Here is a 26691-nt window from a genome sequence, read left to right as displayed (position 1 = left end):
CGTAGAAAGCGCTTGCTCCCGTACCGGACGACCCTAGGGGCGAGGTGCTGTCAGGACAACCCCTCCGCGCCGGAATCGACTGGTGCGGGGGTCTGCAACGGACCGGTCCACCGCCGTCGGACGCGCCTGCGCAGGCTCCCCGGCGGCCCTCACCCGGCCACCGGCGCCGGCCGCGCCACCAGGTGGCCGGCCCGGTGCAGCCGTACCACCAGAGCGGCGCAGCCGAACCCGGTCGCGGTCAGCGCGGCCCACGGCAGCCAGCCCACCCCGGTGTCGAACAGCGCCCCCACGGCCAGGTTGCCCAGCGAGACCGCGATACCGGAGGCGGTGCTGTAGGCGCCGTAGTACGTGGCGACGAGCCGGTCCCCGGAGAGCCGTACGACGGTGTCCATCTCGAAGGGGTAGAGCAGCGCCCCGCCGCAGGCCAGCAGGACCGCGCACAGCGTCAGGGCGACCGCCCCGGCGAGGGCGCCCCGCGACCGGGGCAGCAGGGGCAGGAAGGCCGCGCCCATGACCGCCAGCCCGCAGGCGACGGCCTGCGGCCCGGTCAGGGTGCGCTGCGCCCACGCGGTCAGCTTCAGCTGGCCCGCGAGCGCGGCCAGCGCCGACGCGGCGAAGACCGTGCCGGTGACCGCGCCGGTGCGCTGGCCGAACAGGGCCCGGGCGTGCAGCGGCAGGGCGAGATACACCTGGAACGCCAGCACGTAGGAACCGCTCATGGCCGCCGCGAAGAGGAGGAAGGGACGGTTGGCGGCGACGGTGCGCCAGTCGGTGGCGACCGCCCGCCAGGCGGGTTCGCCGCTGCGGCCGGCGGGGGGCCGGGCGGGCAGGGCGCGGGCCTGCAGGACGGCCAGGGCGCCGAAGACGAGCGCCGCGACCGTACAGACCGCGCCGAAGTCCCAGGTGAGCAGGGCGAGTCCGGCGAGCGGGCCGGCCAGGACGCCCGCCTGGTAGAAGACGTTGAACGCGGCGAAGGCCGCCACCCGCCGCTCCTCCCCCGCGTCCGCCGCGAGGTAGGCCCGTACCGCCGGATTGAACAGCGCGCCCGCCAGACCGGTCAGCGCCGACGCCGCCACCAGCGCGGGCAGCGAGTCGGCCACCGCCAGCAGCCCGAAGGCGACCGCGCGCAGGGCGCACCCGGTGAGGATCATCGGTTTGCAGCCGTAGCGGTCGGCGAGGGTGCCGCCGAACAGGAACATGCCCTGCTGGGAGAAGTTGCGCACGCCCAGCACCAGGCCGACCGCCCAGGCGGCCAGGCCGAGGCCGTGGGCGAGGTGGTCGGCCAGGTAGGGCATGAGCATGTAGAAGCCCAGGTTGATCGCGAACTGATTGACCATCAGCAGCCGGGACGGCCGGTCGAAGGCGCCCGTCCGGGCCCACAGCCGCTTCACCGGGCACCCGCCTTCGCACGGTCGCGCGCGAGCGGATCGCGGACCCGTGCGCACCGTGTCCACCGGGTCACCGCGCGGGCGTCCGGATCGGCGATGTGGTCCGGCCCCGGCGGTGGCGTCCGCCCCAGGAGGCCGTGCTCACGGCACCAGGCGTCGTCGTAGACCGTCGTCAGGTAGCGGTGCGGGCCGTCGGGGAAGATCGCGGCGATCCTGGTGCCGGCGGGGTACGCCCGCGCCGCCCACCCGGCCACCAGCGCCACCGCTCCCACGCTCCAGCCACCGGAGACGTAGTGCCGGCGGGCGAGTTGGCGGCAGGCCCAGACCGCCTCGGCCGGGGCCACCCAGTGGACCTCGGCGAAGGCCGCGTAGTCGACGTTGTCCGGGTGGACGCTGGAGCCCAGGCCGCGCATCAGCCGCGGCCCCGCCGGCTGGCCGAAGATCGCCGAGCCGACCGAGTCCACACCGATGAGCGTCAGCCGGGGGAAGGCCGCCCGCAGCACGGCGGAGACACCGGCGGAGTGTCCGCCCGTACCGACCGCCGCCACCAGCACGTCGACCCGGCCGAGTTGGCCGATCAGCTCGGCCGCGAGGGGACGGTAGGCGGCGACGTTGTCGGGGTTGCGGTACTGGTCCGGGCAGTACGCTCCCGGCGTCCGCGCCAGCAGTTCGGCGACCCGCGCGCGGCGCGCCTCCTGCCAGCCGCCCGCCGGGTGCGGCGCGGTGACCTGGAGCACCCGTGCGCCCCGTGCGGTGAGCAGGCGGGCCACGGCCGGTTCCATGCCCGGGTCGGTCACGACGGTCACCGGGTGGCCGTAGGTCAGCCCGGCCAGGGCGAGGCCCAGTCCGAGGGTGCCGCTGGAGGACTCGACGATCGGTGCGCCCGGCACGAGGTCGCCGCGCCGGCGGGCCTCGCGGACCATGTGCAGGGCGGGCCGGTCCTTGAGGCCGCCGGGGTTGGCGCCTTCCAGCTTGGCGTGGAAGCCGCGGCCCGGCGGGGCGAACGGCGTGTCCACCCACAGCACCGGGGTGTCGCCGACGAGGTGGGAGGGGCGCCGGGCGGTCAGCAGCCGGGACGTGCGCGCCCCGGAGGGTTCGGGCAGGTGTGCGGGCAGCGAGGTGTGCATGGGGTACGACTCCTCCGCGCCCGGCGGCGGTACGGCGGGCGCTGTGCGAGTGGGCAGGGCGCGCGAGCGCGCCCCGGACCGCGGACGGCCCGGGGCGCGCGGGGCGGGCCTACTGCCGCAGCACGCAGCCGAGCACGAACGCCGAGCCGTTCACACAGGGAAGGGACACACCGCGCGGTCTGCGCCCGGAGGTGTCCGGGGAGCGCCCGCGCGATCCGGCGGGGTGGAGGGGCGGATGCGCCTCGCCACCGAGCCCGCTGTCGTCGAGCCCGGCACGCGGCCGGTCCGCCGAGTGATCACTGTGCCCGTCGACCGCGTGCCGGTGGCGGGGCGCCGGGCCGGTCGAACCCGCCCCCTCGGCTCTCCCCGCCGCATGCCCGTGGTGAAGTGCCGGTTGGGCCGGGGCCGTTGCGCCGGCTCCGTCCACCGCCGGCCGGTGAGGAGAAGGCAGCGCACTCAGGCCGGTGCCCTCGCCCAGGCCGGTGCCCTCGGCACGCTCCGCGACGGGCCGTAGGTCGTACGCCACGACGGCGCCCGGCTCGGGATCGGCGAAGGCGCAGGCGTGCACCGCGCCGGTGAGATGCGCGGCGATGACCAGGGCCAGCCCGATCAGCAGGGCGGCGCCACGGGAACGCCCCGCGCTCACGTACCCGTTGCCCCACGACCTGATCACAAGCACACAGTAACCACGTCATGACGGGGTGTCATATCGTCACCGGGGTGACTGCGCCACTCGGGCGACTCCACCACGCCGGCGGCCATCCGGTGGTGCTGCCCTCCGGCCGGGCGGACACCTGCCGGCATGGAGAAGACCGCGCGGACGCTGAACGGGGGAGGCGTCCGCGCGGTCGGTCGTGGGGGTGCGGTCAGCTCGTCGCGCGGACCGCTTCGCGGATCAGGTCGGCGACGGCCTTCGGCTGGGAGACGGCCACGGCGTGGGAGGCGCCCTCGACCTCCACGATCGTCGCCCCGGCCCGCTTCGCGCCGAAGCGCTCCACCTCCGGGTTGATCGCGTTGTCCGCGGCCGCGACCAGGGCCCAGGACGGCTTGGTCTGCCACGCGGCGGCGGAGGCCGTCTCGTCGAAGGCGGCGGCTGCGAGCGGGCGCTGGGCCGCCGCGAGGACCTTGGTGACCTCCGCGGGCACGTCTGCGGCGAAGACCGACGGGAAGGCGTCCTCGGCGATGGTGACCTCGACGGCGGGGTCGCCGCCGGCCACGGGGTACGTCCACTGCTTGAGGTTGCTCACCAGCGGCGACAGCGGGTAGCGGCCCTGGAGTTCGCCGAGGCTCTCGCCCTCGTCGAGGGCGTACGCGGCGACGTAGACCAGGCCGACGACGTTCTCCGTGGTGCCGGCCACGGTGATGAGCGCACCGCCGTACGAGTGCCCGACCAGGATGACCGGGCCGTCGATCTGGGCGGCGACGGAGGCGACGTACGCGGCGTCGGACGCCAGGCCGCGCAGCGGGTTCGGCGGAGCGATCACGGGAATGCCGTCGCCCTGCAGTTCCTCGATGACCCCGGACCAGCTGGCCGCGTCCGCGAAGGCGCCGTGGACGAGGACGACGGTGGGAGTGGGGATGGACATGTCAGTGTTTCTCCTCGGTGTCAGGCGGTGTGCAGGGCGGTGTGCAGGGTGCGGACCGCGAGGTCGATGGCGGCCTGGGCGGCGTGGGTGCCGCGCAGGGCGTTGAGCATCACGAAGTCGTGGATGATGCCCTGGAAGCGGACCGCGGTGACCGGGACACCGGCGGCACGGAGCTTGTTGGCGTAGGCCTCGCCCTCGTCGCGCAGGACGTCGGCCTCGCCGGTGACGACGAGTGCCGGGGGCAGGCCGGTGAGCTGCTCGGTGGTGGCGCGCAGCGGGGAGGCGGTGATCTGCTCGCGTTCGGCGGGGTCGGTGGTGTACTGGTCCCAGAACCACTGCATGCCGTCGCGGCGCAGGAAGTAGCCGGTGGCGAACTGGTGGTAGGACGGTGTGTCGAAGCCCGCGTCGGTGACGGGGTAGAACAGCACCTGCTGGCGCAGCGGGACGCCGCCGCGTTCCTTGGCCATCAGCGTCAGGGCGGCGGTCATGTTGCCGCCGACCGAGTCGCCGGCCACGGCGAGCCGGGAGCCGTCCAGGCCCTTCTCGGCGCCCTGTTCCACCACCCACCTGGCGACGGCGAAGTTCTGCTCGATGGCGACGGGGTAGCGGGCCTCGGGGGAGAGGTCGTACTCGGGGAAGACGACCGCGGCCCGGGCGCCGGTGGCGAGTTCGCGGACGAGGCGGTCGTGGGTGTGGGCGTTGCCGAAGACCCAGCCGGCGCCGTGGATGTAGAGGATGACGGGGAGGGTGCCGGTGGTGCCGGCGGGCTTGACGATGCGGGTGCGGACGCTGCCGGTGGGGCCGCCGGGGACGGTGATCCATTCCTCGTCGACGGCCGGCTTGTCGGTCTCGCCGGACTGGACCTCGTCGACCGCCTTGCGGCCCTCGGCCGGGGACAGGTCGAACAGGTAGGGCGGGTTCGCGGTCGCCGCCGCGAACTCGGCCGCCGCGGGTTCCAGCACCGGCTCCACCGGCGACAGGGCATCGGACATGGGTATCTCCTGGACATTGCGTAGGGGGCGCCGGTCGGTCCGGCCACGACCCGGATCGTTGTGCTGGGCACTCCGGCGCCGCTGACCGCCACCGTAGGACCACCGCCGGGCCGGTGGTTGCCCACCAGCGCACGCCTGACGTCCTCACAGCGCACGGCGGCCCGGCGGGCAGGGGCCCATGCGCTGTGAGGAACGGGCCGGTGCACGGACGGGACACACCGCGACGTCCCGCGGACCTAGCGTGAGGACACGGCGGTCGACGGCCGGCTCTCGCGCCTCGCCGCAGTTCCCCGCCGCGTTCGCGTTCCCGTGCCTCCTCGGCGCCCCCGTGCGCCGGGCCGAGCGCGGCGCACGGCACAGAGGTTCATCCCGAGAAACCCATCCGGAAGCCCATCCCGAAGGAGGTCCTGCACACGTGTCTGCCATGCCGGTCGGCGGGCTGGTTCCCCAGGCCGTCGACGATGCCGCGGAACTCGTCGTCCGCAACGCGCGAATCCACACGGGCGACCCGGTCCGCCCGCACGCCGAGGCGCTCGCCGTCCGCGGCGGTGTCATCACGGTCGTCGGCGACGACAGGGACGTGGCCCCGCACGTCGGGCCCGGCACGAAGGTGGTGGACGCACTCGGCCGACGCCTGATCCCGGGACTCAACGACGCCCATCTGCACGTGATCCGGGGCGGCCTCAACTACGTTCTGGAGCTGCGCTGGGACGGCGTTCCGACGCTGCGCCAGGGTCTGGCGATGCTGCGGGAGCAGGCCGCGCGGACACCCAAGGGCCAGTGGGTGCGGGTGGTGGGAGGCTGGTCGGCGGAGCAGTTCGCCGAACGGCGGCTGCCGACCGTGGCCGAGCTGAACGCCGCCGCCCCGGACACCCCGGTGTTCGTCCTGCACCTGTACCAGGCGGCCGTCCTGAACCGGGCGGCGCTGCGGGCCGCCGGCATCGGCAGGGACACGCCCGATCCCCGGGGCGGCCAGATCGTCCGCGGCCGGGACGGGGAGCCCACGGGCATGCTGCTGGCCGCGCCCAGCGCCCTCATCCTGTACTCGACACTGGCCAGGGCGCCGGTACTCGAGGGGGCGGAGAAGGCGCTCTCGACCCGGTACTTCCTGCGCGAACTCAACCGGTTCGGACTCACCTCGGCGATCGACGCCGCCGGCGGGTTCCAGAACTTCCCCGAGAACTACGCCACCGTCGTCGAGCTGGCGAGGGCCGGGCAGTTGTCGCTGCGCATCGCCTACCACCTCTTCCCGCAGACCGCGGGCCAGGAGCTCGCCGACCTCACCCGCTGGACGGAGACGGCCCGCCCTGAGGACGGGGACGCGTGGCTGCGCCTGAACGGCGCCGGCGAGAACCTCACCTGGGCGGCGGCGGACTTCGAGAACTTCAACCAGCCGCGCCCCGAACTCGGCCCCTACGAGGACGAGTTCGAGAAGGCCGTACGCCTGCTCATGGAGCACGGCTGGGGATTCCGGCTGCACGCCACGTACGACGAGACCATCCGCCGGGACCTCGCGGTCTTCGAGAAGCTCGCCGCCGAGGGGCTCTTCCCGGCGGGGAACCGGTGGCTGTTCGACCACGCGGAGACCGTGTCCGCGGAGAGCCTCGACCGTGTCGCCGCGCTCGGCGGTGCCCTGTCCGTGCAGAACCGGCTCTCCTTCCAGGGCGAAGCGTTCCTGCGCCGCTACGGCCCGGGCAGAGCCGCGGACGCCCCTCCGATCCGGGCCATGCTGGACCGCGGACTGACCGTGGCCGCCGGCACGGACGCCACCCGGGTCTCCACCTACAACCCCTGGGTCGCCCTGCACTGGCTGGTGAGCGGGCGTACCGTCGGTGACGCCGTGCTCCGCCCGCGCGGCAACCGCGTCGACCGGCAGACCGCCCTGCGCATGTTCACCGTCGCCGGCGCCGAGCTGACCGGTGAGGAACAGGTCAAGGGCGTGCTGCGGCCGGGCTGTTACGCGGACCTCGCGGTGCTGTCCGAGGACTACTTCACGGTGCCCGAGCCGGACATCGCGCACATCGAGTCGCTGCTCACGGTCACCGGCGGCCGGATCGTCTACGCCGCCGGGGAGTACGAGGGGCTCGACGAGGAACTGCCGCCCGTCTCCCCCGTCTGGAGCCCGGTGGCGCACTTCGGCGGCTACCAGGCGTCCCGGCCGGCCGGGGTGCGCCAGGCCGAGGCCCTCGGCGAGGCCGTCGCGGAGTCGGAGCTGCACCGCGCGTGGCGCGCCCGGCGCGGTCCGGCGCCCGGCGCCGCCGACGCCCCGTTCGACCCCTGCTTCGTCCTCTGAGCGGGGCGGACACCCACGAACCCCGTCCAGCGGACGGTTGTTGTCCGGCGCGGACACCCGTCCGTGCTCCTACCGATCGAAAGGCACCCTCATGGCCGACATCGCCCAGGTCACCGCGTCCCCCAGCCCCGACCTGCTGACCCCCGACAACTGTGCGGTGCTGTTCGTGGACCACCAGCCGCAGATGTTCTTCGGCACCGGCAGCGGCGACCGGACCGCGATCATCAACTCCACGGTGGGTCTGGCCAAGGCCGCCAAGGTGTTCGGCGTGCCGGTCGTGCTGAGCACCGTGGCCGCCGAGTCGTTCTCCGGTCCGATCCTGCCGCAGCTGGCGGACGTGTTCCCGGAGCAGAAGATCATCGACCGCACCACGATGAACGCCTGGGAGGACCCGGCGTTCGTCGAGGCCGTCAAGGCGACCGGCCGCGAGAAGCTCGTGATCGCCGGTCTGTGGACCGAGGTCTGCGTCGTCCTGCCGGTGCTCTCCGCCATCGCCCAGGGCTACGAGGTCTACGTCGTCACCGACGCGTCCGGAGGTGTCAGCCCGCAGGCCCACGAGCACGCCGTCCAGCGCATGATCCAGGGCGGCGCCGTGCCGGTGACCTGGGTGCAGGTGCTGCTGGAACTCCAGCGCGACTGGGCCCGCGGCGAGACGTACGTGCCGGTGACGGACGTCGTCAAGGAGCACGGCGGCACCTACGGCCTCGGCCTGGTGTACGCCCAGGCGTTCATCGGCGGCCACGCGGCCGGCTGACCCCGCACCCAGCACGGCGATCAAGGACCGAGGCAGGAACAGGCAGGGAGAGATGGACGCGGGACTGCTGGTCCTCCGGGTGGTGGCGGGACTCCTCGTCGCCGGCCACGGAGTGCAGAAGGTGAGCTTCCGGCTCGGGGGCCACGGCTTGGCAGGCGGAACCGAGGAGTTCCGGCACGACGGGTTCCGCGGGGGCCGGCTGACCGCGGTCGCCGCGGGCGCCGGCCAGATCGGGTCCGGCCTGTTCCTGACCGCCGGTCTGCTCACGCCTCTGGCGGCGATGGCCGCCATGGGCGTGATGACGGTCGCCGGCACCGTCAAGCGGCCCCAGGGACTCTGGGTCCAGAACGACGGCTACGAGTACCCGCTGGTCCTCGTCGTCGTCTCCGCGGCGCTGGCCCTCACCGGGCCCGGCCGGTGGTCCCTCGACCACGCGCTGGACCTGGCCCCGTGGCCGGTGTGGGTTGCCCTCGCCGCGATCGTGACCGGTCCGGTCAGCGGGCTGCTGACCCGCCTGGTGCTGCACCGGGCGCCGACGGCACCGCAGGGAACCACGGCACCGGAGGGGAAGAGCCATGCGCAGCCTGTTGACTGACGCCGTCCGTACGCTGGCGCCGCCGCGGGGGGACCGGCACGGGCCGTTGCCACCCCTGATGCTGACGCTGACGGTGGTCACCGGTCTGGTCGACGCGGTGAGCTACCTGGCGCTGGGGCACGTCTTCGTCGCCAACATGACCGGCAACGTGGTGTTCCTCGGCTTCGCGCTGGGCGGCGCCGGGACGCTGTCCGCGCTCGCCTCGGTCGTCGCGCTGGCGGCGTTCCTCCTGGGCGCGCTGGCCGGCGGCGGGCTGGGGAGCCGGTTCGGCGGGCACCGCGGCCGCCTGCTGAGGACGGCCACCGCCGTCCAGACGGTCCTGGTCGCCGTCACCGTCGTCTTCACGGCGGTCACCGGCGGCCGGGTCACCACCGCCGCCGAGTACACGCTGATCGTGTGCCTCGGGCTCGCCATGGGCCTGCAGAACGCCGTCGCCCGGCGCCTCGGGGTCCCGGACCTCACCACGACCGTGCTGACGCTGACCCTCACCGGTCTGGCCGCGGACTCCGCCCCGGCGGGCGGAGCGGCGCCGCGGCCCGGGCGCCGGATCCTGTCCGTGCTGGCCATGCTGCTCGGCGCCCTCGGCGGTGCCGGACTGGTCCTGCACGGCCATCTGGTGCTCACGCTGGGCCTGTGCCTGCTGCTCCTGGCGCTCACCTCCGTGGCGGCCCACCGGCTGTCCGCCGGCGACGCGCCCTGGACCCGGCCGCCGTCCTGAGCGACGGGCACGGTGACGGAGCCCGTGAGCACGTGACACGCGGTGAGGGTGACGGCCGGCGGCCGTCACCCTCACCGCGTCCACGGCTCGAGGGCGGGGTGTGGCGGGTCAGCCCAGTTCGGCGTCCAGCCACTCCAGGACGTCGGGCGTCACGGCGTCGACCAGGTCGGCGAACTCCTCGTGCCGCTTGAGGAACTTGGCCACGTACGGGCAGACGGGCACGATCCGCTTGCCGGAGTCGCGCACGTCCGTGAGCGCCTCCTGGACCAGCCGGGAGGCGAGGCCCTGGCCGGCGAAGGCGTCGTCGACCTCCGTGTGGTAGAAGACGCGCTGCTCGCCGCGGTCGCGGTAGGCGGTCAGTCCGGCGCGCTCGCCGTCGACGAGTATCTCGTAGCGATTCCGGGCGTCCACGCGCTCGACGACGGAAACGGGGGAAGGCTGGCTCATCGGGTGCCTTTCTGGCGGCGTCGGTGACGCGGCGGATTCCCGCGCGGGGTGAGGGTCGCATTCGGCAGGACGGGGGCGGGGAGACGGTCTCCCGGGTACCCTTCGACGGCGCCGAAGCGGTCGGAGGAGTTCTGCCAGTCCTCGCGGGCCCTGGCGATGTCTTCGTGGCTGCGGCCGATGAAATTCCACCACATGACGATCTCTTCGTCGAAGGGCGTACCGCCGAGGAGGACCGCCCGTGCGGTGTCGTCCGATTCGTTGACCAGGGTCAGTGTGCCGGGGCCGGGGTGGACGTAGCCCAGCTCGGCGGGTTTCAGGTGGGCGTCCGCGAGGCGGACGGCGCCCCGGTCGACCAGGAGCCCGTGCTCGAAGCCGGGGTCCACGGCGAGCGTGAGGACCGCGTGCGGCTCGAGGACGATCTCGGCGCCGAGCAGGGGGGTGAAGGCCGGCACCGGGGAGACGGCCCCGGCGAGGGAGCCGAGGAAGACCCTGATCTCGGCGCCGTCGGTCCGCACCGGCTCGGGCACGTGGTGCTGGAAGTCCCGCGGTGCGGCCCGGTGTTCCTCCGGCAGGGCCACCCACAGCTGGACGCCGTGCAGGACGGTGGTCCGCGGGGTGGAGACCTCGGAGTGGCTGATGCCGTACCCGCCGGTCATGAGGTTCAGTTCGCCGGGCCGTACGAGGGCGTGGCTGCCCAGGCTGTCGCGGTGCTCGATCTCCCCGCTGAAGAGCCAGCTCACGGTCTGCAGCCCGGTGTGCGGGTGCGGGGCGACGTCCATGCCGCCGGTCGCGGCGACGTCGTCGGGGCCGTAGTGGTCGGCGAAGCACCAGGCGCCGATCAGCGTCCGGGCGCGCTGCGGCAGCGTGCGCCGCACGGTCATCGCCCGGGGGCCGCCGAGGGGCACGTCCCGCGGGGTCAGCACGTCGACCCGGGGCGGCCCGGCCGCCGGCTCCCGCGCCACCGCCGCACCGCAGCGCACTTCGACGGGCTCCGTCTCGGCATTGCTCATCGTGGATCACCTCTCGACCCGCTAGTTGTTCTATATTCAACCATCATGGGGCCGGACGGGTCCGGGCGCCATGCCGATTCGTCGTCGGACTACAACCCGTGCGCTCCCCGGCAAGCCGCTCCCCCGGACCCGCCGTACGGTCGCAGCACCTCGGGCCGCCCGGTACGGACCGAACAACCGAACCGAACCGTCGCAGACAGGGGAACGGCCATGTCACAGGAGCCCGGCGGGGCCGCGGACGAAGATCCGATCGTATGCAGGACGAACGTCCACGTCACCGTGGCGGACGATCCGCCCGTGCCGCTCCCCGCCGAGCTGCGGTACTCGGCGGCCGACCCCTACGCCGTGTGCCTGGCCCTCGGCGCGCCCGCCGCCCCCTCCGTCGACTGGGTCTTCGCCCGGTCGCTCCTCGCCCGGGGCCTGCGCCGGCCCAGCGGATCGGGGGACGTCGTGGTGTTCCCCCGGCCCCGGCCCCGTTCCGACGCGATCCGCATCCTGCTCAGGTCCCGTACCGGGGCGGCGGTCCTGGAGGTCGCCGGCGCCGCCGTCACCGCCTTCCTGCGGCGCGCGGACGCACTGGTGCCGCCGGGCACCGAGCACCGCCACATCGACCTGGACCGCGTCGTCGAGCGGTTGACGGCCGGCAGCGAGTGATCCGCCGGGTGCGCTGACGGGCGCCCCTACGTGCGCTCCTGGGCAACCCGCCCCGCGTTTCCGCCCCTAGCGTCGAGCGCGTACACAGCACGCCGTCCGCAGGAGGCACCCCATGACCACCGGCACCAACTCCCCGAGCAGCCAGCCGTGGCTGCACCAGAAGGGTGAGGTCATCCAGGAGTTCGGCTCCGTCAAGCAGTTCCCGCTCGCCCTGTCCTACGAGGCGCGCATGTACTCCAGCCAGCGTCTGAACAAGGTGCTGGCCGACACCCAGGTCCTCTACGGGCTGTACAAGAAGCACCACTGGAACATGCGGGGCGCGACCTTCTACCAGCTGCACCTGCTCCTGGACAAGCACGCCGGGGAGCAGCTGGAGCTCGTGGACACGCTGGCCGAGCGCGTCCAGACCCTGGGCGGTGTCGCGGTGGGCGACTCCCGGCACGTCGCCGAGATCACCTCGATCCCGCGTCCGCCGGACGGTGTCGAGGAGGTCCCGGCGATGCTCTCGCGGCTGCTGGAGGCGCACGAGACCATCCTGACCGAGGCCCACGACGCGGCCGCGCGGGTCGCCGAGCTGGGTGACGACGGCACCAACGACCTGCTGGTCTCGCAGATCGTCCGCACCGGCGAGCTGCAGGCCTGGTTCCTGGCCGAACACCTGGTGGACACCCCGCTCGTCCGCTCCTGAGCCGGGCGGGGGCGTGGCCAAGCGGTCCCGACCGCTGCGTCCGCGCCCCGCCTGCCCGCCACCACCACGGTTACGTCCGCACCCCGCTGCCCACCACCATCGGGGCACGTGCGGCCCCACCACCACACGTGCGCCCCCTCGCCCCCGCCACCGCCGGAGGCGTGCGCCCCCACTCCCCCGCCCGCACCGGGGTACGTCCACGCCCCGCCCGCCCGATCTCAGGGGGACACGACCGCACCGGAGTGCCTGGGCCGGCCCCTCGCACCGGGGCGGCCGGGTCACGGGCGGGCCGAGGCCGCCGCGCGGCCGGCGCGGTCCAGCAGACGGGACCGGCTGCGGGGCCACCACACCAGGTCGGCCAGGCAGAGCGCTGCCACCAGCCACGAGGAGATCGTCTCGCCGGTGGTCCCGGCCAGGGTGTCGTACCCGGCGAGGGCGAGCGCGAGCAGGGTGACGGCCAGGACGGCCCGGCGGCGCAGCCGGTCCTCCTCCGCGGCCCGCCACAGGGCGCCGGCGTACGCGAGGACCGAGGGGATCAGCCCGGGATCGGCGGGGAGCTCGCCCCGCCGGGTGGCGCGTACCACCGCCGCCCGGTCGGCCCGGCTCGGCTTCCCGGCCTCGGGCCGGAGCCCGTTCATGCGGCGCGGCACGCGGATCCCCTGGACCAGACCGAGCACCACGAGGGCGGCCACGGCGCCCGCCCGGGCCCACGACTCGACGAGGACGAAGGCGCCGGAGAAGACCCCGGCGGCGAGGCCGGCGCCCACGCCCCGGCCCACCGGCCCCCGCTGCCACAGCCCGCCCGGAACGAGAAGCACCCGTCAACGGTGGCCGCGGCCCCGCGCGGACGCCATCACCGCACCGGCACGCCCGCCCCGGCCCACGCGCACGACGCACCGCGCCGGGCGGCCCGGGGGTGTCACTCCGGCTGCCCGCCGCTGATCGTGCGGGTCCAGCGGGTGCGGGTGGCCCCGAAGCCCGTCTCGTGGTCCCAGATGTGGGTGCACGAGGGGCACTGCAGGTGCAGGAGACTGCCGGTGTTCGAGAGCAGGTAGCGCCAGTGGTCCGGGCATCTGCGGCCCTGCCGGCAGGTGTCGCACTGGAGATGGTCCGCGCAATTGGGACAGGTCACCCAGGCGCGGCGCCCGATGTCCGCCTGCGGATCAAGCGGCAGCACGGCCGCTCCCCCGCCGCGGCAGGACCCCCGCTTCGACGAGGGTGTCGTACAGCCGCTGCTGTTCCTCGTCGAGGCCCGAGTACAACAGGTCGTACGCCTCCTCCTCACCGCGCAGCGCCTCGACGGGGTCCCAGTCGGCGCCGAGTGCGGCCATGACGTGGGTCCGCCGGGTCATCTCGTGGCCGGTGAGGTCCACGGCGAAGTCGACGGGCTCGGGGGGAAGTGCGGCATCTTGGTCGGACATATGACCGAACTTAGGCACGGTTTTCGGCCACGCCAAGGGTCCGTGGGGCACCTCACACCGTGCACGGCACCCGTCTCCCCGCACCCCTGGCCGTACCCCTGATCTCACGGATTCACGCGATGTGGCGGCCACGCCACGCTGGCAGGGTCTGTCCGGAAAGCGCATGTGCGGAAGGACAGAGATCATGACCCCGCAGGCAACGAGACCGGACCCCGGGGCCCCGGGCAGCGTCTACACCGTCGAAACGGTCCCCGCCCACCGGCGCCGGGCGTACTGGCGCGAGGCGCTGGCCCTGACGTTCGGCGCCGTGGACATGGGCGTGTCCGACGAGGTCGAGTGCGGCGCGATCCGCGCGTCGTCGCTGGGCCCGGTGCAGGCCGTCGTCGTGGACGGCGATCCGCTGCTGGCCCGGCGTACCCGGCGGCTCATCGCGGGCAGCGACAACGACGACTACGTGGTCGTGAAACTGCTGAGCACGGGGGTGGCCCGGATCGAGCAGGACGGCCGGGAGTCCTTCGTCCAGCCTGGGCAGCTGTTCGTCTACGACATGGCCCGGCCGGTCCGGCTGACGCTCCCCGAGCGCTTCCGGACGAAGTCCCTGGTGCTGCCGCGCCGGGTGCTGGGCCTGAGCGAGTCGGACCTGCAGCGGATCACGGCGTCCCCGCTCGGCACCGACTCGGCGCTCGGCGGGCTGCTGACACCGCTGCTGTCCCGGCTCGTGGACACGGCGGGCACGTACCCGGAGCGGACGGGCGAGCTGATCGCCCGCAATGTCGTGGACCTGGTGCAGACGCTGGCCGAGGAGCGGCTCGGCAGGGACGGCGGGGACAGCGCGGACGCGGCCCGGCTGTCGCTGGTGCGGATCCGGGCGTACATCGACCGGCACCTCGCGCACCCGGACCTGACACCGGACTCCATCGCCCGGGCCCACCACATCTCGGTGCGCTATCTGCACAAACTGTTCGCGCTGGAGGACATCACCGTCAGCCGGTGGATCCAGCAGCGCCGGCTGGAACGGTGCCGGCGCGACCTGGGCCGCCGGGAGGCGGCGCACCTGACCATCGCCGCGGTGGCGCACCGCTGGGGTTTCACCAGCGCCTCCCACTTCAGCCGGGTGTTCCGGGCGGCCTACGGCGTCACGCCCGCCGAGTGGCGCGGCTCCGCCCGCCGCACCGCGGCATGAGCTGGGTCACTCACCACACCTCTCGCGTAGGCGCTGAGCTGCTGTTCTTGCCATAGTGGGCCCCCGGGGCGCGGGCGTGGCCGGCGCATGCGGAGAGGGAGGGCCCAAGTGGCGGGGTCAGGCGGGCCGCTGTCCCGCAGCGGTCTGCGCGGCCGGGAGGCCGAGCTGGCGGAGCTGCGGGCCCTGACCGGTTCGGTGGCGCGTACCGGGAGCGGTGCGCTGGTCCTGATCCGCGGGGAACCCGGCATCGGCAAGACCACGCTGCTCACCGAAGTCGTCACCGGGGCAGCGGCGGCGGGGTTCTCCGTCGGTCTCGGCAAGGCCGACGAGCTGCACCACCTCGTGCCGCTGTCCTCGCTGGCGACCTGCGTCCTGCACGGCGACCGGCCGCTGCTGTCCGGCGGTGCGCTGGTCGATCTCGCACGCCGGCACGATCAGCGGATCCGGCTGGTGGAGCGCCTGGCCGAGGTGATCGAGGAACGGGCCGCCGGCACCCCGGTCCTGCTCGCCCTGGACGACGTGCAGTGGGCCGACCCGCTCAGCCGGTTCGCCCTCCAGCAGCTGCCGCGGCGGCTGCGCACCTCGCCGGTGCTGTGGCTGCTGACCGAGCGGCGGGGCGCCGACGGGCCCGCGGCGGAGGTCGCCACGGCCGTGCGGGGCGAAATCCCCGTGCACACAGTCGCGTTGGGCCCGCTGTCCGGCGCGGCCATCGGCCGGCTGGCCGACGACGTCCTGGGGGGCGCCGTCGACGACCGGGTGCGCGACCTGCTCGAAGGGGCCGGCGGCAACCCGTTCCTCGCGGTCGAGATGCTCGCCGGACTGCGGACCGCCGACGGCTCGGCCGAACCGGTGCCCCCGGGGCTGGTGGTGGGCGTGCGCGACAGGCTCGGCTCGCTGCACCCGGACACGCTGCGTTTCCTCCAGAGGGGAGCGGTGCTGGGGCGCGGTTTCGCCTTCCGGGACGCCGCCGCGCTCTGCGGCCGGCCGCCGGTCGAGCTGATCCCGGCGCTGGAGGAGGCGGTGCGCGCGGGCCTGCTGGAGGACGACGGCGACCAGCTGGTCTTCCGGCACGACCTGCTGCGCCAGGCGGTGTACGTGGATGTCCCGCCGTCGGCCCGCAAGGCGCTGCACCGGGAGGCCGCGGGCCGGCTCGTCGCCGCGGGCCACCAGCCGATCGACGTGGTGTCCCACGTCCTGCGGGGTGCCCGGCCCGGGGACGAGGAGGCGGTGGCGCTGCTGCGGCGGGCCGCCGACGACGTGCTCCCGGTGACCCCGCAGCTCGCGGCCGACCTCGTGACCCGCGCCCTGGACCTGGTGCCGGCCGCGCGGCCGTCGTGGTTCGCCGTGGGCGAGCAGGCGATCGTCTGCCTGACCCGGGCCGGCCGCAACCGGGAGGCGCTGTCGACCGGTGACCGGCTGCTGGCCTGCCGGCCGCCCGTGGACGTCCTCGGCCGGCTGCACGCCGCTCTCGGCGGCGCGCTGTGGAACCTGGATCTCGCCGACGAGCTGCGCCGCCGGACCGAGGCGGCCCTCACGGTCGGTGGTGCCGCGCCGGAGGTGGGCGCGCGGCTGGCCGCGCTGCGGGCGCTGGCCATGTCCCGGGCGCACGACCTGGTGCCGGCGCGGGCGGCCGGTGAGGAGGCGCTGGGTGCGGCGGTGGCGACCGGTGACCGGGAGGCCCATGTGCAGGCGCTGTTCGCGCTCGGGGAGATCGCGCTGAACGCGGGCGAGAACGCCCGCGCCCGGGAGCGTTTCTCCGCGCTCCGCGCCGTCGACCCCGCCTACTTCCCCGAGGAGATCGTCGCCTGCCAGCACATGGACGACTTCGAGACCGCCGGGCGACTGCTGGCGAAGGCGGCCGACGAGGCCGGCGGGATCCGCGAGGCGATGCTGCTGTGGGCGCAGGGGCAGCAGCATCTGGAGCTGGGCAGGCTCGACGACGCCGAGGCCGACTTCGTGACGATGGAGCGCCTGGAGGACGACGTGCGGGCGCACGTCCAGCAGGTGAACGGCCGGGTGATCCGCTCCCGTATCGCCCTGCTGCGCGGTGACCGGGAGGCGGCGCGGGAGCACCTGGACCAGGCGCGCGAGAGGCTGGCGGCCAAGCGGAACCCGGGGAACACGGCCGCGGTGCGCTTCCTGGAGGCGGTCCACGCCGAGGCAGACGGGGACGTCCGGCTCGCCGTCGACCGGATCCACCGGGTGCAGGAGGCGGGTCCCTTCCTGCGCTGGCGGCTGCTGCGCACCTGGGTGGGCTCCGCGATCCGGATCGCTCTGCGCGGCGCGGACCGGGAGCTCGCCGAGGACCTGGCCGCGCAGGCGGAGGCCCACGCCGGGCGCAATCCGTCGGTGCCCACGGCCACGGGGATCGCGGCGCGGGCCCGCGGGCTGGTGCTCGACGACCCGGCCCTGCTGGAACGCTCGGTCGCCCTGCTCCGGGCCGGCCCGCGTCCGCTGGTCCGGGCCGCGGCCGGGGCCGATCTGGGGCGGGCGCTGCTGGCGGCGGGGCGCGGGCCCGAGGCGGTGACCGCCCTGACCGAGGCCCGGGCCGCGTTCGCCGAGTCGGGCGCGCACGCGGTGGCGGCGCACCTGCAGCGCGAGCTGCGGGGTGCGGGCGCCGGGGGGCGCAGGGCGGCGGGCGGGCAGCGTCCCGTGCAGGGCTGGGGGGCGCTCACGGCGTCGGAGAAGAAGGTGGCGCGGCTGGTCGCCGAGGGCCACAGCAACCGTACGGCCGCGGAGCTGCTCGTCGTGTCCCCGCACACCGTGAACACGCATCTGACCTCCGCCTTCCGCAAACTGGCGGTCAACTCCCGGGTGCAGCTGGCCCATCTGGTCATGGCCCTGCCCGAGGACTGAGCGGGCACCTGGTACGTTCACGCGATGCCGGGCGGGGCGGGATGGGCTTGGCTGGGCACCCCACCCAGCCGGAGGTCACCGACGTGCCCGGACCCATCCCCGTACCGCCGACCGTCGTGCTCGTCCACGGGGCGTTCACCGACGCCTCGTCGTGGACGGGGGTGATCCGGCTGCTGCACGCGGCCGGGCTGGCGGTGCGCGCCCCGGCGAACCCGCTGCGCGGCCTGGCGCACGACGCCGCCTACGTCGGCAGCGTGGTGCGGCAGCTCGGCACCCCGGTGGTGCTGGTCGGCCACGGTTACGGGGGCGCGGTCATCACGGCCGCAGACGCCGACAACGTCGTGGCCCTGGCGTACGTCGCGGCGTTCGGTCTGGACGCCGGCGAAAGCCTGCTGGACGTCACGGACCGCTTCCCGCCCATGCCGGGGGCGGACGCGGCGTTCACCGCCGCCCTCCCCGGGCGGTCGTCCGCGGGCACGGACGGCGAGCTGTACCTCCGCGGGGAGAGCTTCTCCGAGCTGTACGCCGCCGACCTGTCCCCCCGTGCCGGCCGTGTGCTGTCCGTGCGGCAGCGCCCCCTCGCGCAGCGCGCGCTGACCGCGGGTTCGGGCCCGCCAGCGTGGGCGTCGAGACCGTCCTGGTACGCCGTCGCCGCCGCCGACCGGATGCTCAACCCCACGGCCCAGCGCTTCATGGCGCAGCGCATGGCGGCCACCGCACGCCTGCTGGACGGTTCGCACGCCGTGGTCCTGTCCCGGCCGGAGGCCGTGGCGGCGATGATCGGGGAGGCCGCCGGAGCGGTCATCTGATCAGGTGATCGGCCAGGTGCGGTAGCATCCCTGCCCGGACCGGAACATGCCGGTATGGACCCTCTCGCCCGCACTTCCACTGCGGCACCGGATCTTGCGCGGAAGGCACCACATGAGCTCAGCGGCCATACCGTCGAGACGGCGGTTCACCGCTCTGTTCGGCACCCTCGCCCTGGTCCTGGCCGCCGCCGGGTGCGGGGGCGGTACCGGCTCCGCGTCCGCCGGGGGCAGGGTCACCTCCATCACCGCGCTCGACTACTACACCGACACCACCGAGCACGCCCAGTGGGGCGAGCGGCTCACCGCCTGCGGCAGGGCCGCCGGCGTCACCGTCGAGCACCGGAGCGTGCCCGGTGCCTCGCTCGTCCCGCAGGTGCTGCGGCAGGTGTCCTCGCGGACCCTGCCCGACCTGCTGATGCTCGACAACCCGGACCTGCAGCAGATCGCGCGGACCGGCGCACTGACGCCGCTGGACCGCTACGGCGTCGACTCCGGCGGCTACGCCGAGGGCATCCTGTCGGCGGGCACGTACCGGGGGAAGGTGTACGGGCTGGCGCCCACGGCCGGCACGACCGCCCTGTTCTACAACAAGGACATGCTCGCGGAGGCCGGTGTCGCCGTACCGAGGACGTGGGACCAGCTGGAGAAGGCCGCGGCCGCGCTGACCCGGCCGGGGCGCTACGGCATGGCGGTGGACGCGAACGCCACCTTCGAGGGCACCTGGCAGTTCCTGCCCTTCCTGTGGTCCAACGGCGGCGACGAGACACGGCTGGACAGCCCGCAGGCCGCGCAGGCCCTCCAGCTCTGGGTCGATCTGGTCGAGAGCGGCTCCATGTCGCGGTCGGTGCTGAACTGGACGCAGGCCGACCTCCACGACCAGTTCGTGGCCGGCAAGGCGGCCATGATGGTCAACGGTCCCTGGCGGATCTCCGAGCTGGACAAGGCCGGCCTGCACTGGGGCGTGGCCCCGCTCCCGGTCCGCGTGCCCGGGCAGACCCTCGTCACCCCGCTCGGCGGTGAGGTGTGGACCGTGCCGCAGAACTCCTCCGCGGCCCGGCAGCGGGCGGCCGCCAAGGTGCTGGCCTGCCTGAACGACCCGGAGAACATGCTGGCCCTGGCCGAGCAGTACCACACGGTGCCGTCCCGTACCGCGGTGGCGTCCCGGTACGCCCGCGAGGTCCCGTCGACGGCCGCGTTCGTCAAGAGCGTGCAGCGGGCCCGGTCCCGCACCAGCCGGCTCGGCGTCGAGTGGCCCCGGGCGGCGACCGGGATCTACACCGCGGTGCAGGCCGCGCTGACGGGTGAGCAGACACCGCGGGAAGCACTCAGGCATGCGCAGCGGACCGCGACCGGTTCCTGACCGGGCACGGCTGCGGGAGCGGATCACGCAGTGGCTGTTCCTCCTGCCCGCCCTGGCCTACCTGCTGCTGTTCCTCGGCTACCCGCTCGCCGAGAACGTCCTGATGAGCTTCCGGCACTACACGGCCACGACGTTCTACACCGGAGCCGCACCGTTCGTGGGGCTGCGCAACTACGCGGAGGTCCTGTCGTCGGACATGTTCCGGGAAGCGCTGCTGACCACGGTCCTGTTCACGGCCGGTTCGCTCGTCGGGCAGTTCGTGCTCGGGCTGGCCATCGCCCTGTTCTTCCAGCGCAGGTTTCCGCTGGGCGGCCTCCTGCGCTCGCTCCTGCTGCTGCCCTGGCTGCTGCCGCTGGTCGTCTCCGGGACGACCTGGCGGTGGATGCTCGACACCGACTCCGGCATCGTCAACCGGGTGCTGCGCGGCCTCCACCTGGTGCCCTCCGGCATCCCCTGGCTGACCGGCACCTCCCAGGCACTGGTCTCCGTGATCCTGGTCAACATCTGGGTGGGCGTCCCCTTCAACACCGCGCTGCTGTACGGCGGCCTCCAGGACATCCCGGAGCACCTGTACGAGGCGGCGAAGCTGGACGGCGCCGGACCGCTGGCCTCGTTCCGCCACGTCACCTGGCCGCTGCTGCGGCCCGTCGCCGGTGTCGTGCTGGTGCTGGGCGCGGTCTACACGCTCAAGGTCCTCGACATCGTCCTCGTGGTGACGGGCGGGGGCCCGGCCGACGCCACGCAGACGCTCGCCACCCGGTCCTACGCGCTCTCCTTCCAGCAGCTCGACTTCGGACGCGGTGCCGCCCTGGGCAACGTCCTCGTCCTCGTGTCGCTCGTCTTCGCCCTCGTCCACCTGCGCGCGAGCCGTCGCGCCCGGTACGCGTGAAGGACGGTGCCATGAAGCCCGCCCGTGGCCGGCTGTCCACGCTCGCCGGTGTCGCCCTGCTGGCGGTGATGCTGTTCCCGGTGTACTGGATGGTGAACGCCTCCCTGCAACCGGCGGGCGCCCTCCCGGGGACGGGCTGGTTCCCCCTCCACCCGGACCTCAGCGGCTACACCACCGCCCTGCACGATCAGGGCCGCAACCTCCTCACCAGCCTCGTCGTGTCCCTCGGCAGTGTGGTGCTGAGCCTCGCCCTCGCCACCCCGGCGGCCTACGCGCTGGCCCGGTTCCCGCTCCGCGGCACCACTCCCGTCCTGTTCGGCGTCCTGGTGACCCAGATGGTGCCGGGCATCGTCGTGGCCGACGCGCTGTACGGCGCCTACACCGGCCTCGGGCTGCTCAACTCGTACGCCGGGCTGGTCCTCGCCGACTCCACCGCCGGGGTGCCCTTCGCGATCCTCGTCCTGCGGGCGTCCATGCGGGCCGTCCCACGGGAGATCGTCGAGGCCGCCCGCGTGGACGGCGCCGGGCGGCTGCGCATCCTGTGGTCCGTGGTGCTGCCGCTGACCCGCAACGCACTGGTCACCGCGGGCGTGTTCAGCTTCCTGTTCGCCTGGGGCGACTTCCTCTTCGCGCTGACCCTGAACACCACGGACACGGTACGGCCGGTCACCGTCGGCATCTACGAGTACCTCGGCGCCCACACCCCTCGGTGGAACGCCGTCATGGCCACCGCGGTCCTGGCGTCCCTCCCCGCGTCCGCGCTGCTCGTCGTCGCACAGCGCCGGCTCGCCGCCGGGGTGACCGGCGGCGCCGTCAAGTGAGGAGGCCCGGGCGTCAGCACAGCGCTCGGAGCTGGTCCGAACGGCGGAAAGCGGACGCCGGGGCGGTGATCCCGGCAGCGCGCCGGGTGCTGCCCGTCAGCGAACGGCCCGGCCGGCGCTCACCAGCGGAGCCCGGTGAAGTCGACCGGACGGGGCCGCAGCAGACGGGTGCGGTCCGCCAGGGCGTGCAGCCGCCGGGACATCTCGTCGGCCGGCAGGCGGCGCCGGTCCCCGTGGCCCGGCAGCACCCACTCGAACCGCAGCCGCCCTGCCGTCCTGGCCAGGGACGCGGCCAGTTCCTCGATGGAGTACCAGGTCACGCTCTCGGCGACTTCGAGATCCGCGGTCGTACGCGACCAGAAGAAGCTGTCGCCGCTGAAGCAGTACCGGTCGTCGGCGAGGTAGAGGACGCTGCCCCGGGTGTGTCCGGGGAGAGGGTGGACGGTGACGCCCTCGGCGATCTCCAGCGGTTCGAGGCCGCGGATCACCTGGTCGGCGTCCGGGGCGGCGTCGAGGTCGTCCTCGTGGATCCAGAGCCGGGCGCCGAAGTGGTCGGCGTAGCGACGGCCGTGTGCGGCGTGGTCGCGGTGGGTGAGCAGCACGTCGGTGACGGGGCCCGAGGCCGTGTAGCGCTCGGCCAGGGCGCGGCTCCAGCGGGGCGTGTCGATCATCATGCTGGTGCCGGAGGGCCGCGGGAGCAGGTAGGAGTTGGCGCCCGCGGTGTGGGGCGAGTTGTGCCCGCAGATCAGTACGCCGTCGTCCAGGGGCATCGGGAACGGGTCCAGCGACTGGTCCGCCCGGCCGGTCAGGGGCCGGATCGAGCGGGTGGGGCAGGCGAAGACGGCCGCGTGTAAGCGCCGGTTCTCCGCATCGTCGGCGGGCGGGCGCAGGATGACGGATTTCCCGTCGGCCTCGCCGATCAGCCCGGGTGCGAACTGCCGGGCCACGTCGCAGTTCGTGCAGCGGTCGTCCACGTACCATCCGTCCACGGCCGGACTCCTTCCAGGGATGCGGCCTCGGCGGAGGCCTCCCTTCCAGGGGTACCCCGTCCCCCGTCGCACCGGTAGGCCCCACGGACCTTGTGTTTCCGGCGCCGGGCCGCTCTCACCAGGGGGTTCCCGGTGGGGCGCGAAGCAGCCGAATGCGGGAGACACCCTCTCCCGGGCGGGGGTCAGGGCCGTACCCCGAAGCCGCCCCGCCCGTCGCATCGCACCTCGCGGACCGCGTCGAACCCGTCCGCCGCCGTCTGCCTGCGCAGCCGCTTCCCGGTACGCGGGTCGCGTACCGGGTCAGGCTCGGGCAGGACGGTGCCGACCGGCCGGCGTCTTCGCCTGGACCGCAAACGACCGGCGGGCCGGACGTGGCGTCAGTCCGTACCGCGGTTCTCCAGCAGGCCTATGACCTGGGGCCGGACGAAGTCCCACGCGGCGGCGGGCAGTTCACCGAGGGCGGTGCCGCGCAGCGCGCCGAGGGTCGCTTCGGCGCCGGGCTCGCACACGGTGGTGCCGCTGAGGACGTCGTAGCCGTCCCGTACGGCGACGCGCAGGCGGTCGGGCGTCCCGTGCCCGGCGTGCAGGGCGGAGGCCACGACGAGGGGCGGTGCCCCGCCCGCCTCGCCGGGCAGCTTGCGGTACGCGGAGGCTGTCGGCGGGCGCCAGCGCAGGCTGAGCAGGACGGGACGCTTGGCGACCACCTCGGCCAGGTCCGCCTCGCGGACGCCGTCGGGTTCCAGGACGGTCGCCCGGGCGTCCAGGACGAGCGCGGCGGGCAGCAGGCAGCGCAGCGTGCTGCCGACGATGTTGCCGCCGACGGTCGCGGTCCGCCGCACCGCGCCGGTGCCGATGGTGCCGGCGGCCAGCCGCAGGACGTCCGGCACGGTGGCGTCGATCCGGTGCAGGAGCACGGCCCCGCCCACGGTCCCCGGACCCAGGACGTTGGCCTCCGGCAACTCCCGCAGGGAGAACGCCGCTTGGGGGAACCCGTCCCGCTGCCAGGTCGCCCACACGAGCGTCGCCCCGCCGATCGGTACGGCCCCCTCGGCCAGGCACTCCCGGGCTTCCGGCACGGACGTGGGCAGACGCAACTGCACGCGGGCCACCTGCCTTTCTCGGCTCGGACGACGGGCGGACGGTGGCGGCCGCCGCCCGCCGACAGCGCAGTCTTGCCGCAGCGCCGGGGGCGCATACAGGGCTCACACGAGCATGCGCGAGCGGGCGGGTGAGCGGCCGGCCGGTCCGACCGCCCTTAGGGTGAGTGCCATGACCGGTGAGACGGATCTGCGCACACTGCTGAGCGACATGCGGCCGGAGCTGAACCCGGGCCGTTATGTCTTCACCACGGCCGAGGGCGGTGTGCCCTCCGGGGTCTCTCCGGTCGTCACGGTCGCCGAGCAGGAGGGCCTGACCCTCGTGGTGCCGCAGGCGGACGCGGACGCGGCCGGGATGGCGTACGACTATGTGGCCGGGTGGATCACCCTGCGCGTCCACTCCGCGCTGGACGCGGTCGGTCTGACCGCCGCGGTCGCCCGGGCTCTCGCCGACGCGGGCCTGAGCTGCAACGTCGTCGCGGGTTTCCACCACGACCACCTCTTCGTGCCGTACGAGCAGGCCGAGCAGGCGGTCCAGGTGCTGCGCCGGCTGGCGGACGCCGGGCGCTGAGCCGTACGGGCCCGCGGTGGCGGGCAGGAAAAAGTCCTGCCGGGCCGCGGGGCCCGGCAGGACTCGTCGGTCACACCACGTGCCGCTAGCCGCGGCGCCCGGCGGGATCGTGGGCGGTGCTGTCCCGCTCCTCGTCACCCCTGACGGGTCCGGAACCTCCGGTGCCGGCGGCCGGCACCTCCGCCCGGTCCCCGTGGCCCGGCCACCAGGCCGCGTGGCCGATCAGGGCCGTCAGGCTCGGCGTGAAGAACATCGCCATGACGAACGCGGCCACCGCGATGCCGAAGGAGACCGCGAAGCCCATCTCCGAGAGCAGCGAGTTGCCCGCCAGCATCATCGTGGCGAAGGTGGCCGCCAGGATGAAGCCCGCCGCGGCGACGGTCGGCCCGGCGTGCCGGACCGCCATGCCGGCCGCCTCGCGCGGCTCCCGGCCCTCGCGGGCCTCCTCCCGCAGCCGGGCGATCATGAGGATGTTGTAGTCGGTGCCGATCGCGACCACGAAGAGATACATGATCACCGGCAGCATGAACATCAGCCCCGAGTGGCCCTGCCCCTCCTGGAAGATCCACACGGTGGCACCGAGGGTGGCGCCGAAGCCGAGGCCCACGGAGGCGATGAGGTACCAGGGGGCGACCACACTGCGCAGCAGCAGGCCCAGGATGACCATGATGAGCAAGGCTGCGACGGGGAAGACCGTCCGGTAGTCGTGGTTGACCGCCGCGTCGATGTCCTTGTAGATCGAGGACATGCCGCCGACCAGGGCCTCGGTGCCGCCGGGCGCCGCGGAGTGCGCGACGTCACGGACCCGGCCCACGGCGTCGATCGCCTTGTCCGTCGACGCCTCGTACTTGAGTGTGACGGTGAAGTCCGCGGTGGTGCCGGCCCTGTTCACCTGCGTCATGCGGGCGTTCGCCACACCGTCCACGGTGCCGAGCTTCTGCGCGTACGCGTCGAAGGCGGTCCGGTCCAGCGGCTTGCCGTCGGTGCTGGACAGGTAGACGTCGGTGGGTGCCGCGGCGCCCGCCGAGTACGCCTTCTGCATCTCGTCCTGGACGACCATCGACTCCTTGGTCTTGGGCATGGAGCCGGACGCCAGGTCGAAGGTGGCCTTGTAGCCGAGGATGCCGGTCGACAGGGCGAGCAGGACCAGTCCGGACGCGACGGCGGTCAGTGCCGGGCGGCGCTGGACGCCCCGGCCGAGGGCGGCGAAGCGGGCGTTCTGCGGTTCCTTCTGCCAGGACTTCGAGGGCCAGAAGACCTTCGGTCCGATGAGCGAGACCACGGCGGGGATCAGGGTGAGACCCGCGACCAGGGTGGCGCCGACCGCGATGGCGAGCGCCGGGCCCATCTGCTTCAGGAAGCCCAGCGTGGACAGCACGAGGGCGAGGAACGCGATGATGACCGCGCCCGCCGCCGAGGCGATGGCCTCGCCGACCCGGGCCACCGCGTTGATCATGGCTTGCTTGGGTTCGTCACCGGCGCGCAGACGCTCTCGGTAACGGAATATCAGGAACAGGAAGTAGTCGGTGCCCACGCCGAAGAGCACCACGATCAGGATGGAGGAGATCGAGCTGTTGGCCTCCAGGTCGAACAGCTTGGTGGCGTAGGCGATCAGCCCGTTGGCGACGGCGGACACCAGTCCGATCAGCACCAGGGGCAGGATCGCGAGGAGCGGCGCCCGGAAGATGATCAGCAGCGTCACCAGGATGATGACGAAGGTACCGATACCGATCAACGCCTCGCCGCGCTTGGACGAGTCCTGCTGGTCGAGCGCCTGCGCGGCGGAGCCGCCGAGCTTGACGTCGAGATGCGTGCCCTTGGCCAGTTTCTTGACCTCGTCACGCAACTCCTTCGCCGCGTCGGCCTGTTTGGGCTGACCGGCGTTCTTGCTGTCCATCTGCACCAGGGTCAGGGCATACCTGCCGTCCTTGGACGGCTGGCCGGGGACGACCTTCTGCACCTGGTCGATGTGCTTGCCGCCCAGTTCGGTGGTGATCCGGGCGACGTCCTTCTGGTCGGCGGCGGTCAGCTTGCCGCCGTCGGTGCGCTGGTAGAGCGCGATCGCGGACGGGGTGAAGGCGCTGGGGAACGCCCTCTGCTGCAGGTCCGCCGCTTTGATGGACTCGTAACTCTTGGGCAGGAAACTGCTCTCGTCACTGTTGGAGGGCAGGCTCGGGGCGGTGGCGACGATCGCCACCGCAGCGATCAGCCACGCCACTATCGTCCAAATGGGATGACGGACGACGGCGTTGCCTATTCGTCGGAACATGCGGAGGGTCCTCCTGGGCAGGAAGATCACCGCAGCCCGGGGAGCGGTCCCTGGCATCGGCGACCCCGACCGGCCCGGATCCAACGGGCCGGTCGCATGGTTGTCTTGGCCTCACATCCTAATGACCGTGAACACGCGTTCCGGCACCAGACGCGCGTGGCCGGCGCCAGACAG

Annotated in this window: 26 protein-coding genes; 13 read left to right on the top strand and 13 right to left on the bottom strand. The window is 73.8% G+C overall.

Annotated elements, in window-relative coordinates; genetic code table 11:
• Positions 1-149 precede the first annotated feature (149 nt).
• From IG05_RS0124610 to IG05_RS0124585, 5 genes are all read right to left on the bottom strand, one after another.
• Complete coding sequence (locus IG05_RS0124610) at positions 150-1391, bottom strand: MFS transporter (protein WP_030345847.1); 1242 nt, start codon at positions 1389-1391, stop codon at positions 150-152.
• Positions 1388-2515, bottom strand: coding sequence for a PLP-dependent cysteine synthase family protein (locus IG05_RS0124605; RefSeq protein ID WP_030345846.1), 1128 nt, complete (start codon positions 2513-2515; stop codon positions 1388-1390). The genes IG05_RS0124610 and IG05_RS0124605 overlap by 4 nt, the downstream gene beginning before the upstream one ends.
• 109 nt (positions 2516-2624) lie before the next feature.
• Positions 2625-3188, bottom strand: coding sequence for a hypothetical protein (locus IG05_RS42505; protein WP_037814612.1), 564 nt, complete (start codon positions 3186-3188; stop codon positions 2625-2627).
• Positions 3189-3381: 193 nt separating this feature from the next.
• A complete protein-coding gene (locus IG05_RS0124590) occupies positions 3382-4101 on the bottom strand; it encodes an alpha/beta fold hydrolase (RefSeq protein ID WP_030345844.1) in 720 nt (239 codons plus the stop codon).
• Between the two features lie 20 nt (positions 4102-4121).
• Positions 4122-5093, bottom strand: coding sequence for an alpha/beta hydrolase (locus IG05_RS0124585; RefSeq protein WP_030345843.1), 972 nt, complete (start codon positions 5091-5093; stop codon positions 4122-4124).
• Between the two features lie 424 nt (positions 5094-5517).
• Between IG05_RS0124585 and IG05_RS0124580 the strand changes: the two genes are divergently transcribed.
• From IG05_RS0124580 to IG05_RS0124565, 4 genes are all read left to right on the top strand, one after another.
• Entirely contained in the window at positions 5518-7386 is a 1869-nt protein-coding gene (locus IG05_RS0124580) for an amidohydrolase (protein WP_234336019.1), read from the top strand.
• A gap of 91 nt (positions 7387-7477) precedes the next feature.
• Positions 7478-8140, top strand: coding sequence for a hydrolase (locus IG05_RS0124575; protein WP_030345839.1), 663 nt, complete (start codon positions 7478-7480; stop codon positions 8138-8140).
• Between the two features lie 52 nt (positions 8141-8192).
• Positions 8193-8735 carry a DoxX family protein gene (locus IG05_RS0124570; RefSeq protein ID WP_030345838.1) on the top strand — a complete coding sequence of 181 codons (543 nt, stop codon included), beginning with the start codon at positions 8193-8195 and terminating at the stop codon, positions 8733-8735.
• A complete protein-coding gene (locus IG05_RS0124565; protein WP_030345836.1) occupies positions 8716-9453 on the top strand; it encodes a YoaK family protein in 738 nt (245 codons plus the stop codon). Before IG05_RS0124570 ends, IG05_RS0124565 begins: the two co-directional genes overlap by 20 nt.
• A 108-nt stretch (positions 9454-9561) precedes the next feature.
• On the opposite strand, the gene IG05_RS0124560 is transcribed toward IG05_RS0124565, so the two are convergent.
• Complete coding sequence (locus IG05_RS0124560) at positions 9562-9900, bottom strand: GNAT family N-acetyltransferase (protein WP_030345834.1); 339 nt, start codon at positions 9898-9900, stop codon at positions 9562-9564.
• Positions 9897-10910 (bottom strand): pirin family protein, encoded by a 1014-nt coding sequence (locus tag IG05_RS0124555; RefSeq protein ID WP_030345833.1) that lies wholly within the window; start codon positions 10908-10910, stop codon positions 9897-9899. Before IG05_RS0124555 ends, IG05_RS0124560 begins: the two co-directional genes overlap by 4 nt.
• A 210-nt stretch (positions 10911-11120) precedes the next feature.
• Here IG05_RS0124555 and IG05_RS0124550 point away from each other — a divergent pair, with 210 nt between their 5' ends.
• Positions 11121-11564: an SsgA family sporulation/cell division regulator gene (locus IG05_RS0124550; protein ID WP_051790215.1), complete on the top strand. Its 444-nt coding sequence runs from the start codon at positions 11121-11123 to the stop codon at positions 11562-11564.
• A 112-nt stretch (positions 11565-11676) separates the two neighbouring features.
• Positions 11677-12252, top strand: a complete 576-nt coding sequence (locus IG05_RS0124545) for a Dps family protein (protein ID WP_030345829.1) — start codon at positions 11677-11679, stop codon at positions 12250-12252.
• Positions 12253-12530: 278 nt separating this feature from the next.
• On the opposite strand, the gene IG05_RS0124540 is transcribed toward IG05_RS0124545, so the two are convergent.
• From IG05_RS0124540 to IG05_RS0124530, 3 genes are all read right to left on the bottom strand, one after another.
• On the bottom strand, positions 12531-13070 hold the full coding sequence (locus tag IG05_RS0124540; RefSeq protein ID WP_158839011.1) for a hypothetical protein: 540 nt from the start codon (positions 13068-13070) through the stop codon (positions 12531-12533).
• A gap of 101 nt (positions 13071-13171) precedes the next feature.
• Positions 13172-13429, bottom strand: coding sequence for a hypothetical protein (locus tag IG05_RS0124535; RefSeq protein WP_030345826.1), 258 nt, complete (start codon positions 13427-13429; stop codon positions 13172-13174).
• Complete coding sequence (locus tag IG05_RS0124530) at positions 13416-13673, bottom strand: DUF6400 family protein (protein WP_030345824.1); 258 nt, start codon at positions 13671-13673, stop codon at positions 13416-13418. Before IG05_RS0124530 ends, IG05_RS0124535 begins: the two co-directional genes overlap by 14 nt.
• A gap of 184 nt (positions 13674-13857) precedes the next feature.
• Between IG05_RS0124530 and IG05_RS0124525 the strand changes: the two genes are divergently transcribed.
• From IG05_RS0124525 to IG05_RS0124500, 6 genes are all read left to right on the top strand, one after another.
• Entirely contained in the window at positions 13858-14856 is a 999-nt protein-coding gene (locus IG05_RS0124525) for a helix-turn-helix domain-containing protein (RefSeq protein WP_051790210.1), read from the top strand.
• Between the two features lie 108 nt (positions 14857-14964).
• Entirely contained in the window at positions 14965-17712 is a 2748-nt protein-coding gene (locus IG05_RS0124520) for an ATP-binding protein (protein ID WP_037814609.1), read from the top strand.
• Positions 17713-17795: 83 nt separating this feature from the next.
• Positions 17796-18521, top strand: coding sequence for an alpha/beta fold hydrolase (locus IG05_RS0124515; RefSeq protein WP_234336001.1), 726 nt, complete (start codon positions 17796-17798; stop codon positions 18519-18521).
• Between the two features lie 112 nt (positions 18522-18633).
• A complete protein-coding gene (locus IG05_RS0124510; protein WP_030345816.1) occupies positions 18634-19881 on the top strand; it encodes a sugar ABC transporter substrate-binding protein in 1248 nt (415 codons plus the stop codon).
• Positions 19853-20770 carry a carbohydrate ABC transporter permease gene (locus IG05_RS0124505; protein WP_030345815.1) on the top strand — a complete coding sequence of 306 codons (918 nt, stop codon included), beginning with the start codon at positions 19853-19855 and terminating at the stop codon, positions 20768-20770. Before IG05_RS0124510 ends, IG05_RS0124505 begins: the two co-directional genes overlap by 29 nt.
• An 11-nt stretch (positions 20771-20781) precedes the next feature.
• Positions 20782-21591: a carbohydrate ABC transporter permease gene (locus IG05_RS0124500; protein ID WP_030345814.1), complete on the top strand. Its 810-nt coding sequence runs from the start codon at positions 20782-20784 to the stop codon at positions 21589-21591.
• A 119-nt stretch (positions 21592-21710) separates the two neighbouring features.
• Here the strand turns inward: IG05_RS0124500 and IG05_RS0124495 are convergent, their stop codons facing one another.
• Entirely contained in the window at positions 21711-22580 is an 870-nt protein-coding gene (locus IG05_RS0124495) for a 4Fe-4S domain-containing protein (protein ID WP_030345813.1), read from the bottom strand.
• 377 nt (positions 22581-22957) lie between these two features.
• Complete coding sequence (locus IG05_RS0124490) at positions 22958-23680, bottom strand: FAD binding domain-containing protein (protein ID WP_030345812.1); 723 nt, start codon at positions 23678-23680, stop codon at positions 22958-22960.
• A 169-nt stretch (positions 23681-23849) separates the two neighbouring features.
• On the opposite strand from IG05_RS0124490, the gene IG05_RS0124485 reads away from it, so the two are divergent.
• Positions 23850-24248: an ACT domain-containing protein gene (locus IG05_RS0124485; RefSeq protein WP_030345811.1), complete on the top strand. Its 399-nt coding sequence runs from the start codon at positions 23850-23852 to the stop codon at positions 24246-24248.
• Between the two features lie 85 nt (positions 24249-24333).
• Here the strand turns inward: IG05_RS0124485 and IG05_RS0124480 are convergent, their stop codons facing one another.
• On the bottom strand, positions 24334-26517 hold the full coding sequence (locus tag IG05_RS0124480; RefSeq protein ID WP_030345809.1) for an MMPL family transporter: 2184 nt from the start codon (positions 26515-26517) through the stop codon (positions 24334-24336).
• Between the last annotated feature and the right edge of the window lie 174 nt (positions 26518-26691).

The sequence above is a fragment of the Streptomyces sp. NRRL S-1022 genome (assembly GCF_000720135.1).
Classification (GTDB): Bacteria; Actinomycetota; Actinomycetes; order Streptomycetales; family Streptomycetaceae; genus Streptomyces.
The sequence above is the reverse complement of the archived record's forward strand: the minus strand, read 5'-3'. Positions and strand labels throughout refer to the sequence as shown.

Bases quoted from the DNA above. Each gene is read 5' to 3' on its own strand.
- IG05_RS0124605 (WP_030345846.1), bottom strand. From the start codon at position 2,515: ATGCACACCTCGCTGCCCGCACACCTGCCCGAACCCTCCGGGGCGCGC.
- IG05_RS0124590 (WP_030345844.1), bottom strand. From the start codon at position 4,101: ATGTCCATCCCCACTCCCACCGTCGTCCTCGTCCACGGCGCCTTCGCG.
- IG05_RS0124585 (WP_030345843.1), bottom strand. From the start codon at position 5,093: ATGTCCGATGCCCTGTCGCCGGTGGAGCCGGTGCTGGAACCCGCGGCG.
- IG05_RS0124580 (WP_234336019.1), top strand. From the start codon at position 5,518: ATGCCGGTCGGCGGGCTGGTTCCCCAGGCCGTCGACGATGCCGCGGAA.
- IG05_RS0124575 (WP_030345839.1), top strand. From the start codon at position 7,478: ATGGCCGACATCGCCCAGGTCACCGCGTCCCCCAGCCCCGACCTGCTG.
- IG05_RS0124570 (WP_030345838.1), top strand. From the start codon at position 8,193: ATGGACGCGGGACTGCTGGTCCTCCGGGTGGTGGCGGGACTCCTCGTC.
- IG05_RS0124565 (WP_030345836.1), top strand. From the start codon at position 8,716: ATGCGCAGCCTGTTGACTGACGCCGTCCGTACGCTGGCGCCGCCGCGG.
- IG05_RS0124560 (WP_030345834.1), bottom strand. From the start codon at position 9,900: ATGAGCCAGCCTTCCCCCGTTTCCGTCGTCGAGCGCGTGGACGCCCGG.
- IG05_RS0124555 (WP_030345833.1), bottom strand. From the start codon at position 10,910: ATGAGCAATGCCGAGACGGAGCCCGTCGAAGTGCGCTGCGGTGCGGCG.
- IG05_RS0124550 (WP_051790215.1), top strand. From the start codon at position 11,121: ATGTCACAGGAGCCCGGCGGGGCCGCGGACGAAGATCCGATCGTATGC.
- IG05_RS0124545 (WP_030345829.1), top strand. From the start codon at position 11,677: ATGACCACCGGCACCAACTCCCCGAGCAGCCAGCCGTGGCTGCACCAG.
- IG05_RS0124530 (WP_030345824.1), bottom strand. From the start codon at position 13,673: ATGTCCGACCAAGATGCCGCACTTCCCCCCGAGCCCGTCGACTTCGCC.
- IG05_RS0124525 (WP_051790210.1), top strand. From the start codon at position 13,858: ATGACCCCGCAGGCAACGAGACCGGACCCCGGGGCCCCGGGCAGCGTC.
- IG05_RS0124510 (WP_030345816.1), top strand. From the start codon at position 18,634: ATGAGCTCAGCGGCCATACCGTCGAGACGGCGGTTCACCGCTCTGTTC.
- IG05_RS0124505 (WP_030345815.1), top strand. From the start codon at position 19,853: ATGCGCAGCGGACCGCGACCGGTTCCTGACCGGGCACGGCTGCGGGAG.
- IG05_RS0124500 (WP_030345814.1), top strand. From the start codon at position 20,782: ATGAAGCCCGCCCGTGGCCGGCTGTCCACGCTCGCCGGTGTCGCCCTG.
- IG05_RS0124485 (WP_030345811.1), top strand. From the start codon at position 23,850: ATGACCGGTGAGACGGATCTGCGCACACTGCTGAGCGACATGCGGCCG.
- IG05_RS0124480 (WP_030345809.1), bottom strand. From the start codon at position 26,517: ATGTTCCGACGAATAGGCAACGCCGTCGTCCGTCATCCCATTTGGACG.